General features: G+C 36.7%; 12 protein-coding genes. 3 read left to right on the plus strand and 9 right to left on the minus strand.

The window, feature by feature from the left end; all coding sequences use genetic code 11:
• Positions 1 to 19 precede the first annotated feature (19 nt).
• The 9 genes from ACHZAX_RS05360 to ACHZAX_RS05400 all read right to left on the minus strand — a co-directional run bounded on the left by ACHZAX_RS05360 (position 20) and on the right by ACHZAX_RS05400 (position 9,653).
• Positions 20 to 898, minus strand: a complete 879-nt coding sequence (locus tag ACHZAX_RS05360) for an aldose 1-epimerase family protein (protein ID WP_320018313.1) — start codon at positions 896 to 898, stop codon at positions 20 to 22.
• Between the two features lie 79 nt (positions 899 to 977).
• Complete coding sequence (locus ACHZAX_RS05365; RefSeq protein WP_101308445.1) at positions 978 to 1,727, minus strand: tetratricopeptide repeat protein; 750 nt, start codon at positions 1,725 to 1,727, stop codon at positions 978 to 980.
• A 129-nt stretch (positions 1,728 to 1,856) separates the two neighbouring features.
• Positions 1,857 to 3,668 (minus strand): BatD family protein, encoded by a 1,812-nt coding sequence (locus ACHZAX_RS05370; protein ID WP_320018314.1) that lies wholly within the window; start codon positions 3,666 to 3,668, stop codon positions 1,857 to 1,859.
• A 108-nt stretch (positions 3,669 to 3,776) separates the two neighbouring features.
• Positions 3,777 to 4,538, minus strand: a complete 762-nt coding sequence (locus ACHZAX_RS05375) for a tetratricopeptide repeat protein (protein ID WP_320018315.1) — start codon at positions 4,536 to 4,538, stop codon at positions 3,777 to 3,779.
• 18 nt (positions 4,539 to 4,556) lie between these two features.
• Entirely contained in the window at positions 4,557 to 5,594 is a 1,038-nt protein-coding gene (locus tag ACHZAX_RS05380) for a vWA domain-containing protein (RefSeq protein ID WP_101308443.1), read from the minus strand.
• 34 nt (positions 5,595 to 5,628) lie between these two features.
• On the minus strand, positions 5,629 to 6,621 hold the full coding sequence (locus ACHZAX_RS05385) for a vWA domain-containing protein (RefSeq protein ID WP_218972994.1): 993 nt from the start codon (positions 6,619 to 6,621) through the stop codon (positions 5,629 to 5,631).
• An 18-nt stretch (positions 6,622 to 6,639) separates the two neighbouring features.
• Positions 6,640 to 7,671, minus strand: coding sequence for a hypothetical protein (locus ACHZAX_RS05390; protein WP_320018316.1), 1,032 nt, complete (start codon positions 7,669 to 7,671; stop codon positions 6,640 to 6,642).
• A gap of 18 nt (positions 7,672 to 7,689) precedes the next feature.
• The gene (locus ACHZAX_RS05395; protein ID WP_101308441.1) at positions 7,690 to 8,559 is read right to left on the minus strand and encodes a DUF58 domain-containing protein; all 870 of its coding nucleotides are present in this window, start codon (positions 8,557 to 8,559) and stop codon (positions 7,690 to 7,692) included.
• A 98-nt stretch (positions 8,560 to 8,657) separates the two neighbouring features.
• On the minus strand, positions 8,658 to 9,653 hold the full coding sequence (locus tag ACHZAX_RS05400) for an AAA family ATPase (RefSeq protein WP_101308440.1): 996 nt from the start codon (positions 9,651 to 9,653) through the stop codon (positions 8,658 to 8,660).
• A gap of 592 nt (positions 9,654 to 10,245) precedes the next feature.
• On the opposite strand from ACHZAX_RS05400, the gene truA reads away from it, so the two are divergent.
• The 3 genes from truA (at position 10,246) to ACHZAX_RS05415 (ending at position 11,723) form a co-directional block, all read left to right on the plus strand.
• A complete protein-coding gene (truA, locus tag ACHZAX_RS05405; RefSeq protein ID WP_320018317.1) occupies positions 10,246 to 11,010 on the plus strand; it encodes a tRNA pseudouridine(38-40) synthase TruA in 765 nt (254 codons plus the stop codon).
• On the plus strand, positions 11,003 to 11,476 hold the full coding sequence (locus ACHZAX_RS05410; protein WP_320018318.1) for an RNase H family protein: 474 nt from the start codon (positions 11,003 to 11,005) through the stop codon (positions 11,474 to 11,476). The genes truA and ACHZAX_RS05410 overlap by 8 nt, the downstream gene beginning before the upstream one ends.
• Before the next feature lie 61 nt (positions 11,477 to 11,537).
• Entirely contained in the window at positions 11,538 to 11,723 is a 186-nt protein-coding gene (locus tag ACHZAX_RS05415; protein ID WP_320018319.1) for a hypothetical protein, read from the plus strand.
• The last annotated feature ends 446 nt before the right edge of the window (positions 11,724 to 12,169 follow it).

Genomic DNA, 12,169 nt, shown 5'->3' on the forward strand with positions numbered 1-12,169 from the left:
GCCTTTGGGCACTTCTGTTTTATTCTGTGATTTCTATCGAATATGCAGCACTAAATGTTTTGCCCGAATCAAGAGATTGAATGATTTCTTTTTCAGAAAATTCCCGGCTTGAATCATAGCTGTCGGCGATTCCAATCCAAGGTTCAATGCAAACATAGGGTGCATTTGGTTTGGCCCAAAGTCCAAGATATGGGAAATCATCAAGGCTGACTTTTAAGGAGAAATTTGAATTCTTACTTCTTAATTTCACAAAGGAGGATTTTAGATTTTTAAAAATCAGAGCATCCTTTGCGAAAAGATCTGGTGCAAGTTCGATTCGATCATTTTCATCTAAAATCAATTTTCCTTCCTGGCCAATAAGTCCATTGTCGACAATCATCCAGGTGTGTGCAGTTTCTTTTCGCTCAAATTCAAGATAGTAATCCGAGTACCTTTCACCTTCCTTTAACGGACATGCAAAAGCCGGGTGTCCACCCAGACAGAAAAGCATACCCTTCGAGCCTGTGTTTACAACATCATGTTTTACATGTAATTTCTTACCATCCAATATATAATGAATGTAGAATTCAAATTTGAAAGGATAAAGTTTGCTCGTGTTTTCATTTGATTTTAATACAAAACAAAGCTCATTCTCTGATTTGCTGTGCAATTGAACATCTTCATTGTTTCGAACGAATCCATGCTTGGGCATTGAATACTCTTTGCCTTCATGAATGAATCCATCTTCTTTCAGACAGCCGATAACCGGGAATAGGTTAGGAGCGTGGCTTCCCCAAATTTCAGGATTGGCTTGCCACATAAATTCTTGATTTGTAGAAATCGATTTGATGCTGCAAAGTTCAGCTCCCTTTTCAATTACCTCAATTTTAAAGAATTCGTTTTGTATGCTGTATTTCATTTCGCTATTCTGTTTTGTGCGTTTACTAATATTAAAAAAGGATTTCGAAACCGAAATCCTTTGATATTATTGGATTGTATTATATCATTTCAATGTCTTCTTTTTTCAGCCAACCTTCATTGCCATCGCTGAGAAGAATGTTTCGCCAATCCTGTAACTCTCCAATTACTTTAACTTTTGTGCCTTCGTGCAGTAAGAACAATTCGGTGCCGCTTTTATCAGGAGAACCTTTAATAGTAACACTAGGGCTAACAATAATTGCATGCTCACGAATATTGATTTCATCCGTTTTTTTTGATGCAAAAGAATAAGTCATGATTGAAATGCCAAAGGCAAAAAAAGCGAAGAAAAAACCCAGCTTTTTTAGTCCCGATTTATTGCTGTACAGATAAAAACAGGCAAAAGTAAGCGTCAGTAAGAAAAATAAAATTGAAAAGTAAGACCATATATCAGCCGAAAAACTATTTCGAATTCCGGAAAACCATCTTTTTATAAATATTTCGGGCAAAACATCAAACTTATCTAATACATGTTTACGGGCTAAGTCTAAATTGTACTGAATATCCTTGTCATTAGGAGAGAATAATAAAGCCCGTTCATAGTTTAAAATGGAAGAAGAGATTTCCCCTGTTTTGTAGTAAGCATTTCCCAGGTTAAAATAAATTTCCGGAGCTTCTAAATGAGTATCTAAAACAAATTCGTAAGCTTGAATTGCTTTCTCGTATTCTCCGTTTTTATACATCTCGTTGGCCTCAGCAATTGGGTTGACCTGAGCCCAAACCTGAGTGCTTAGAAATATGGCGAGTATAAATTGTAATGCTTTTTTCATCTGTTTATAATTTTTATGCAATTGTCAGATGTAACTTACCTTGATTAATTAACCATTCTCATGTATGAGTTAATAATTATTTAATCATGGACGTTTCATGCTTAATTCGATATTACACAATCAATTAATCTATTTTATATTTTTCTCTAACTTGGTGATTGTATCCATGCTTGTCTGATACAACTCATCCATTTCCGACGATCCGGCCGATGGAGAATACCTTGCAAACTCGCAGGTGTCCAGTATGCTTAGAAATTCATCCTTAAGTTCTGATTCAACTCCTTTACTAAGCAAAATTTCACTAATATTTTCTTTATTCAGATTCTCCAATGGTAAATTCAGCTTATCGGAAGTATATCCCCAAATTGCTTTTAGAATTTCATCGTAAAACTGATCCTTCTGTTTTGCTTTTAGACTTGCCGAAGCCATTTTTAATCTTTTCATCGCAACGCGGTTAGCACGTTTGTTTTTTAATTTAGCGGTGTCGGCATTTTCTTTTATTCGTTTTCTGTTGAATACAAATGCTAAAACAAACAGGAAGAAAGGAATGATATACGCCAAATAGAAATTTGTGGTTCCAAAGAAAACCTCGCCTTTTAATTGAGGTGTGAAATCGTTGGTTTTAATATAGCGGATATCTTTTCCTAGAAATTTCACCTTCTCTTTAGTAAAGGAGCTAATGATAGTTCCTGAATTATCTCCATCTCCTTTTGCTACTTTAACGGTAAATTTTTTGGTAGAACGTGTTCTGAATATTTTAGCTTTGGGATCGAAGAAGCTGAAATCAACTGACGGAATCTCATATTCACCAGCATGCCGGGGAATAATTAAATATTCAAATGTGGTTGAGCCACTCATTCCTGCTTCTGAGCTTTTTAAATTCTGCGATGTTTTTGGGTCGTAAACTTCGAAATCGGCAGGAAAGTTAAATTCCAAAGGTTTAATCAACTTCAGGTTTCCGTTACCTTCTACTTTTACCCGCATGGTAATCGCATCATTCGCTTTCACTGAATCTTTATCGATAGTTGTAGACAAAGTGAAATTTCCAACGGCACCATCAAAACTTGCAGGTTTGTTGGATGGAAAGTCTTTCACCTTGATTTTTATAGGTTTGCTTTTACGGGGCACTCTAATGTCCTGATAATTATCAAAGAAATCATCGAAGAAACCACTTCGTTTGTTTGCCTGACGCTGACGAATGATAACCTCTAATTCAAAAGGATCAATTGTAATTTCACCGGTGTGCTGAGGAAAAAGAATTAATTTACGGATGATTCCGGTATTGTAAATGGTACCATTGATGTTTTCTCTTTCTAAAGAAATTTGCCCTGGGGTTGGTACTTCCTGACTTAAAAAACCGTCAAACGAAGGGAATTTAGAATCACCAAATCCAGCAATGGTAAGTCGTGTGTATACTTTAATGGTTGCAACAACGTGCTCACCCATATAAACATTATTCCGATCTAATTTTACTTTAACAAATAAATTGTCTTCTGTGATTTTTTGGCTTGATGCAGAGTTTTGTGATTGTTTTGAACCGGTATCCTGCCGTGTTTTATCGACCTTAACGACTTCAATGGTTAGTGAATTTGATGTTTTTTTCTCACCATCAACAGTAATTGCTGCAGGTTTTATCTCAAATTTACCTTCTTCTTCAGCCAAAAGAACATAGGTGTACGAATAGGATGAGCTGGAAGTAACTTTTCCATTAATAATTTGCGTACTCATGCTGCTTGAAGTAGAAGGCCCCATAAGAACCCTAAATCCATCAAGTTCTGGAATTTGAATGTTTTTACCCTTGCTGTTAAGGGAATAGGTTAAACGAAATTGTTCGCCAAGTTCCACTACATTTGGAGCCGAAGCAGTAAATTTAATTTCATCGGCAAATACCGATGTTGTAATTAAAATGACTGTTACTAATGAGAGAAGTATTTTCTTCATCTGTATCATATTGTATTTCAGATGTTATAAATTCAATTAAATAGTTGGTTAAACAGATTCGCAAATTTACTGATTAATCAATTAGGAATAGTCAATTTGAAAGATCAATTACCAATCCTTTTTGATTTTGGTTCTTTTTGCTTTTTGAGCAACCGCTTTAGCTTTTTGTACCTTTTCCTGAACCTTCTTTTCATCATTTTCAAGAGCTTCCAACAAGCGGTTGGCATCCTGTTCAGATATCTTATTTTGCTGTTCCTCAGGATTACCTTTCTTTTTATTCTGATCTTCAGGTTTATTTTTCTGATCTTTCTTGTCCTGGTCTTTTTTATCCTGATCCTTGTTTTGATCTTTTTTGTCTTGATCCTTATTCTGGTCTTTTTTATCCTGATTTTTGTTCTGGTCCTTATTTTGATCCTGTTTCTTCTTCTTTTCTTCCTCTTTCTGTTTCATTTTTTTTGCATATTCCAAATTGTATTTGGTTTCTTTCGAATTTGGAAAGTTACGAAGGGATTCTTTGTAAGCCTCAATACTTTCATCAATTTTCCGGTTCATCAGAAGAGTATTTCCAATGTTGTGGTAAATTTCTCCGAGTTTTTTAGGATCCTTTTCAGTGGCCGTTAGTGCCTGGTACTGCTTTAATGCTTCATCATACTTCTTTTGTTTGTACAAGGCATCTCCCAAATTAAAGCCGGCCTCATACGAATTGATTTTTTTATCAAGTGCTTTTCGATATTCTACTTCCGAGTTTTCATATTCATTCCCCTCGAACAATCCATTGCCCTTGCGGATAAATTTTCGCTCCTTTTGTGCCAATGCATCCAAACTAAAGAGGCAAAGCATACCGATGAATAATGCTATATATTTGTTCATAATAATCAGAATTGAGTTCTATTTCGATGGTTTAAACAAATTGATATCTTTTAAATGGCGGTTTTTACGTTCCAGAACTAAAAATTCCAGAAAGAGCAGCAACAATCCTATGGCAATAAACAATTGGAATTTTTCGTCGTATGCAGCATATACTCTCTGCTCCAGTTCCGTTTTGTTCATTTTATTTATTTCACTAAAAAGGGCATTTAAACCAGTTGTAGTATTGTTGGCTATCACCGGTTTTCCTCCCCCGGCAGTAGCAATTTGTTCAACCATTTGCTGATCCAATTTTGATATTACAATATTACCCTTTTCATCCCGTCTGAAATCCCGGGATCCGGGACTTACAGGAATTGGAGCACCTTCCGGTAATCCCATGGCAATAGTATGTACTGTAATTCCTTTATCGAAAGCTGCTTTTGCCGCCGAAATTGCATCATCCTCATGGTTTTCACCATCAGTAATTACAATAATAGCTTTGCTGGCCTCACTATCGGGAGTAAAACTGTTTGCAGCTAAGTTTATTGCCGCACCAATTGCAGTTCCTTGTATGGGAACAATATCAGTACTAATGGAGGACAAGAACAATTTTGCAGATGCATAATCTGTTGTTATCGGCAATTGAGTATATGCCTCGCCGGCAAAAACGACCAAGCCAATTTTATCATTATTCAGTTTGTCAACCATTTTGGAAACAGCTCGTTTTGCGCGTTCCAATCTATTGGGTTGAATGTCTTGTGCCATCATCGAATTGGATACATCCAGCGCAATGATAATTTCTACTCCTTTTCTTTTAATGGTTTGTAGTTTTGAACCAAATTGGGGTCCCGCAAGACCAAAAATGATAAAACTTAAAGCCAGCAACAGAATACCGAACTTGTAAAACGGTCGGGTAAAGGAAGCGTATGGCATTAGCTGCGAGATAATATTCATCTCACCAAACTCTTCAAGAGCTTTCTTTTTTCTTGAATAACTGATCCAATATATAATTACAAGAATTGGAAGTATCAGAAATAAGTATAGAAGATCCGGATGATCAAGTCGAAATTGATTCATTGTTCAATGATTTTCTGTGTTCAATTAATATCAATTACGGAATGTTCCGCAATATTGAATTACGCAAAGCAATTTCAAGAAGTAAGAATAAAGCGGCAAGCAACGCAAAAATTAAGTATTCCTCGCTTTTTGTAATGTATTGTTTCACCTCAATTTTACTTTTCTCCAACTTATCAATTTGTTCGTAAATTGCTTTTAATTTATTGTTGTCAGTTGCCCGAAAGTATTGACCACCTGTCATATCAGCAATTTGCTGCAATACTTCTTCGTCAATTTTTACAGGCATGTTTCTCATACTAATACCAAAAGCCGTTTGAATAGGGTAGGGAGCCATTCCCATGGTGCCGATACCAATTGTGTAAACTCTTATTCCAAAGGTTTTTGCTAATTCTGCAGCCGTAATAGGAGCAATCTCTCCCTGATTGTTTACTCCGTCGGTTAAGAGAATAACAACTTTCGATTTTGATTTGCTGTCCTTTAAACGATTCACCGCATTGGCTAACCCAAGCCCGATTGCTGTACCATCTTCAATCATTCCACTTTGGATGTCGTTGAAAAGGTTGATTAAAACAGCATGATCGGTTGTTAAAGGACATTGAGTGAAACTTTCGCCGCTAAAAATTACCAATCCAATTTTATCATCTTCGCGGCCGGTAATAAAGTTCACTGCCACTTCTTTTGCAGCTTCCAATCTGTCCGGTTCAAAATCGCGGGCAAGCATACTACTCGAAATATCAAGCGACATAACGATGTCAATTCCTTCCGTAGTTACATCTCTTCGGCTATTGCTCGATTGCGGGCGGGCAATAGCAAGCACTAAAAATACTATTGCTAAAACCCGAAATACAAATAAAGCATGCCGCAAGTAGTATTTGTAGGTTTTGGCACTTGAATGAAAGCTTTTTGATGTTGACACCTGAATACTTGCATGAGCATTCTTGTCCTTTAAGATGTACCATGCAATTAATGGTATCAAAAGGATCAGCAAGTAAAAATATTCAGGATTTGCAAATTCTATAGAACTCATACTTTGTATTTTCAAAGTTTACTTTTCTTCCTTTTTTGTCTCTTCCACTGCAATAGATTCTTTTTCCTCTTTAGCAGGAGCTTCTTCTACAATGGTAGTCTCAATAATTTTGTAGGCAAATTTCAAACTTAGTTCATTTTCATCCTGAAGGGGGGTGAATTTAGCGAATTTGGCTAAATCGGCACGTTCAAGAATGTCCTTCAGTTTGGCATGCCAGTCTGAATTTACCTCCATAGCATTTACTGCTTTTAATATCTCATCAGTAGTTGATTCCTGAGTTGATAGTTGGAAACGTTCATCCAAATAATACCGGATTGTATCTGTAAGGTCAGAATGAAACTGTTTCACCTTTCCGGTTTCCCAAAGCTTTTGTTTTTTGATCTCATCCAACTTGCGTAAGGCAATAATATGAGCCGGTTCGGCTGGTTTTGCTTTAACGAATAAAGGTTGGTTTTTCTTCCGCTTACGCAGATACAAAATCAATAAAACAATTAATGCTGCAACAATCAATCCACCAAATATCCAGGGAGCAATTTCCGCAAAAGCGATTGGTGTATGTATTGGCATTACAATGTCAAAATTAGCCTTGCTGGTATCAATATCAAAGGTTTTTACGCCCAATAACATTGTATCCGTTCGAATGATATTCATCAGATTTTCGTCATGAATCTTGAATTCAAAAGGATTCATTTTGTGAACACCATCATTAAAAGAGGTAATCAAAAAGTTTTTATTCACTTTAATATTTCCATTCTCCAACGGGATAGTATCCTGAGGAGATTGTTTTATGATCTCGACTCCCGAACCAATGCTGTCCATAAATATCGGAAACTCTACCCGAAGACTTTTTGGCTGTTCTATGGAAAGTAAAAGGTTTATTTGATCACCAATAACAATAACATTGGTATCGAGTTGTGCGCTGTAGTTAATCCCTTTTTCTTCTTCCTGAGCAAAAGACGAGAAGGAGGAAAAAGTAGCTCCCAATACAATTGCAAATGCGACAAGTGCTTTTGTCAATAGTTTATTTGGGATGTTCATTCTATTTGTCATAGTCGTCTGCTTCTAAAATTATTGTCCTCTTCGTTTAAATAAGGCAATTAAGGATCTCACATAATCCTGATCGGTTCGAATATTTGCCACATCTACACCAGACTTTTTAAATGTTTCGGTAAGCAGAGTGTCTTTCTCACGCCACCATTTGGCGTAGTTTTCTCTTACCTTTTTATTCGAAGTGTCTATCCAACTGTATTCGCCTGTTTCCGCATCCTTAATTTTAATCAATCCAATTGATGGGATTTCCTGTTCGCGTTTATCGAATATTTTAAGAGCTACAAGATCATGTTTTTTATTGGCAATCGTTAATGCATTTTCAAAATCTTCATCAATAAAATCTGATATCACGAAAGTGGTGCAGCGTTTTTTAATAACCTGTGTAAGGTAGCGTAAAGCATTACCAATATCAGTATTCCGATGTTCCGGTTTAAAATCGATTAGTTCACGAATGATTCTTAGTATATGAGACTTACCTTTTTTAGGCGGAATAAACTTTTCAATTTTATCCGAAAAGAAAATCATCCCAATTTTATCGTTGTTTTGAATGGCCGAAAAGGCAAGCACAGCGGCAATTTCTGTAATCTGATTTTTCTTTAGTTTGGAGATGGTTCCAAATTCACGGGAACCACTCACATCAATCATCAGCATTACGGTCAGTTCACGCTCTTCTTCGAAAAGTTTTACGTAAGGTTGATTGTAGCGGGCGGTTACATTCCAGTCAATATTTCTGATGTCATCACCATATTGGTATTCCCGGACTTCGCTGAAGGTCATACCGCGTCCTTTGAACGCAGAATGATACTCGCCGGCAAAAATATTTCGGGAAAGACCTCTGGTTTTGATCTCTATTTGCCTGACGCGTTTTAATAATTCACTAGTTTCCATAGCTAATTACGAATTGAGAATTACGAATTAATAATTAAATCGTGGTAATCATGAATTACAAATTGAGAACCTAATTTGTAATTCATAATTCATAATTGTTACGGTACTTCAACGGTATTCAGTATTTCACTAATAATGTTCTCACTAGTGATATTGTTTGCTTCAGCTTCGTAAGTCAATCCAATTCTGTGACGAAGTACATCATGACAAACTGCACGGATATCTTCAGGAATTACGTAACCTCTTCGTTTAATAAAAGCATAAGCTTTAGCCGCTGAAGCCAAACTGATACTGGCACGTGGCGATCCGCCAAATGCGATCATATCCTTAAATTGTTCCAATCCGTAATCGGCAGGGAAACGGGTTGCAAAAATGATGTCTACAATGTATTTTTCAATCTTTTCATCCATATAAACATCTTTCACTACGTCACGCGCCTTGTTGATGTCTTCCGGTTTTAAGATTTGAGCTGCTTTTGGAAATACCTTCAAAAGATTTTGACGCATAATTAGCTGCTCTTCATCTTTTTTAGGGTAATTGATCACCACTTTCAGCATAAAACGGTCAACCTGTGCTTCCGGCAGAGGATAAGTTCCTTCCTGCTCAATCGGATTTTGAGTGGCCATAACCAAAAACGGTTCTTTTAATTTATAGGTGGTGTCACCAATGGTGATTTGTCGCTCCTGCATGGCTTCCAATAAAGCAGCCTGTACTTTTGCCGGAGCACGGTTAATCTCATCTGCAAGAATAAAGTTGGCGAAAAGAGGCCCTTTTTTTACTACAAATTCTTCTTTTTTCTGACTGTAAATCATGGTACCCAACAAATCGGCAGGTAACAGGTCAGGAGTAAACTGAATACGACTAAATTCAGCTTCTATGGTAGTTGCAAGTGTGCTGATTGCAAGTGTTTTTGCCAGTCCGGGAACCCCTTCCAGTAATATATGACCATTCGAAAGTAATCCTATCAATAAGCTTTCAACAAGGTGCTTTTGACCAACAATAACTTTGTTCATTTCCATAGAAATCATATCCACAAAGGAACTTTCTCTTTGGATACGTTCATTTAGTTCTTTGATATCAACTGTTTGGATCATTAGAAATATATTTAATTACTTGAAAAATTTACATAAAAAGAATCTGATTTTTCAGAAAACCTTTACAAAGATAAACCTTTGAGCGTTTTATGAAAATGCATGCCCGTTAAAAATTGTTAATGGTTTTAGCAAGGAACAAGTGACAAGGAACAAGTGGCAAGGATCAAGGAATAAGGAATAAGGAATAAGGAATAAGGAATAAGGAACAAGCGGCAAGGTTCAAGGAATAAGTAACAAGTAACAAGTAACAAGTATCGAGGAATAAGTATCAAGTAACAAATTTCAAGGAGTTGGTTTGTACTCCGTCGTATCCTGACTATAAGCAAGCTGTAAATGTCAGGTTACGACTAAAAACAATTTACAAATACACAAAAATGGAGATACTACTGTGGATCAAGTAACAAGTAGCAAGTAGCAAGTAACAAGTATCAAGTAACAAGGAACAAGGAACAAGTATCAAGGAACAAGGAACAAGGAACAAGCTCCAAGGGACAAGGAATCCAATTGTTCATTATTCCGTTCCTTTGTTCTTTCATTTTCGGACTTGCTAAAAATGCTTACTTTTGGGGAGAATCAGAAAATACTATTTAAATTGAAGAAACGATATTTTATTCGCCTAAGTTATAAAGGAACAAACTATCATGGTTGGCAGATTCAGCCGAATGCAAGTTCTGTTCAGGAGGAACTGAATAAGGCCTTGTCTACTATTTTAAATCAGCCAATAAATGTGGTTGGCTGCGGAAGAACGGATACAGGTGTGCATGCCAGCGATTTTATGGCTCATTTCGAGGTGGATGAAAACTGTCGGTTCGATTGTGAAAAACTGGCTTTTAAGCTGAATCGCTTTTTGCCTCATGATATTGCCATTCGCGAAGTGTTTCGGGTGAAAGCTGATGCGCATACCCGTTTCGATGCTATTTCCAGAACTTATTATTATAAAATTACCAAGCATAAAAATCCATTTCGTACCGAGTCTCATTGGAAAAATCAGCATGAGTTGGATGTTGCAGAGATGAACGAGGCGGCTAAAATTCTGTTCGAATACATCGATTTTACAAGCTTTAGTAAGTTGCATACCGATGTGAAAACCAATAACTGCAGGATAGCAAAAGCTGAATGGACTGAAACTGATGATGAATTGGTATTTAAGATTAAGGCTGATCGGTTTCTTCGTAACATGGTTCGTGCCATTGTTGGGACTTTGGTTGAGGTAGGACGTGGAAAAATGGATTTGGCTGGTTTTCGTGAGGTGATTGAAAGCAGGAATCGATCGAATGCGGGTTCTTCGGTGCCAGGCCATGGCTTGTTTCTAGCTAAAATTGAGTATCCGGATGGTTTAAGAATAGAAGATGTGTAAGCCGCTGTTTTTATTTACCGATGGAAGTGTAAATCCGCAATCTAAAATTGGTTTTGGAGCCGTTCTTCTTTTACAGGATTTGAATGTCTCACTGAATGAAGCTAAAACTCTGGTAAAACTGAATCGTTTCGAAAATACTTCTTCTACAAAACTGGAGCTGCAGGTTTTACTGTTGGCTCTGAATAAAATTGATTCGGACAATTGCCATGTAATTGTGTACACCGATTCTCAGAATATTATTGGTTTGCCGGCGAGGAGAGAACGTTTTGAAAAAAACGGCTATTGTTCCAAAAATGGAAGGCTCATTGCGAATCATCAATTGTATCAGGAATTTTACGGACTGACCGATACTTTACAATGTGAATTTGTAAAGGTGAAAGGGCACAAGGTTTCGGGTCAGAAAGATCAGGTTGATCAATTGTTTACATTGGTGGATCGAGCTTCGAGAGTTGCGTTGAGGGGATGATAATTACGAATTATTATTTTTGTACTTATCGTCCTCTTCATTTATAGGAGCCAGCAAATTTTTGAAAACCAGAGTGCGAACGGGAGTTGCCAACGAAGAAGTGGCTCAGGCAAATTTGCGAAAGCAATACGAATTTAATTACCTGGATGCTATAAAGATATTTGGCAAAACTTTTGCCAACCGCTTGCTCCCGCAAACTGTTTCGAAGAAAAAAATTGAGGCAGAATTGCTTGCTACTGAAGCATAAGCTCTCAAAAAAAAGAAAAGTATGCTGTGTAAGTTTACATGGCATACTTTTCAAAACGAAAACAGGCTTTGTAAACTTGCACGGCATACTTTCCAAAATAAAAATGGCTCATGTAACATTACATAGCCCATTTCTAAAACAAAAAATAGTCCATGTAAGATAACATAGCCTATTTCTAAAAATAAAAACAGGCTGTGTAAGATAACATGGCATACTTTTCAAAATGAAAACAGGCTGTGTAAGATAACACAGCATACTTTTCAAAATAAAAACAGGCTTTGTAAGCTTGCTGAAGGTGTTTGATAAAATTTGAATGGTAAAAGTATCTGGTTGAAAGATTTAAATCATGTTACGAACTGGTGTTTATGGGTAGGTGAGAAGAAGTGACAAAAAAAGACCACTTGGGGTGGTCTTTGGTCTTGGCTAGTCTTCCAAAAAATGAGTAA

Source organism: Labilibaculum manganireducens (assembly GCF_963665805.2).
In the GTDB taxonomy this organism is placed as follows: domain Bacteria; phylum Bacteroidota; class Bacteroidia; order Bacteroidales; family Marinifilaceae; genus Labilibaculum; species Labilibaculum manganireducens.

What these genes read in the sequence shown, in the direction of transcription:
- ACHZAX_RS05360 (WP_320018313.1), bottom strand. Translation starts at nt 898, where the DNA reads ATGAAATACAGCATACAAAACGAATTCTTTAAAATTGAGGTAATTGAA.
- ACHZAX_RS05365 (WP_101308445.1), bottom strand. Translation starts at nt 1,727, where the DNA reads ATGAAAAAAGCATTACAATTTATACTCGCCATATTTCTAAGCACTCAG.
- ACHZAX_RS05370 (WP_320018314.1), bottom strand. Translation starts at nt 3,668, where the DNA reads ATGAAGAAAATACTTCTCTCATTAGTAACAGTCATTTTAATTACAACA.
- ACHZAX_RS05375 (WP_320018315.1), bottom strand. Translation starts at nt 4,538, where the DNA reads ATGAACAAATATATAGCATTATTCATCGGTATGCTTTGCCTCTTTAGT.
- ACHZAX_RS05380 (WP_101308443.1), bottom strand. Translation starts at nt 5,594, where the DNA reads ATGAATCAATTTCGACTTGATCATCCGGATCTTCTATACTTATTTCTG.
- ACHZAX_RS05385 (WP_218972994.1), bottom strand. Translation starts at nt 6,621, where the DNA reads ATGAGTTCTATAGAATTTGCAAATCCTGAATATTTTTACTTGCTGATC.
- ACHZAX_RS05390 (WP_320018316.1), bottom strand. Translation starts at nt 7,671, where the DNA reads ATGACAAATAGAATGAACATCCCAAATAAACTATTGACAAAAGCACTT.
- ACHZAX_RS05395 (WP_101308441.1), bottom strand. Translation starts at nt 8,559, where the DNA reads ATGGAAACTAGTGAATTATTAAAACGCGTCAGGCAAATAGAGATCAAA.
- ACHZAX_RS05400 (WP_101308440.1), bottom strand. Translation starts at nt 9,653, where the DNA reads ATGATCCAAACAGTTGATATCAAAGAACTAAATGAACGTATCCAAAGA.
- ACHZAX_RS05410 (WP_320018318.1), top strand. Translation starts at nt 11,003, where the DNA reads ATGTGTAAGCCGCTGTTTTTATTTACCGATGGAAGTGTAAATCCGCAA.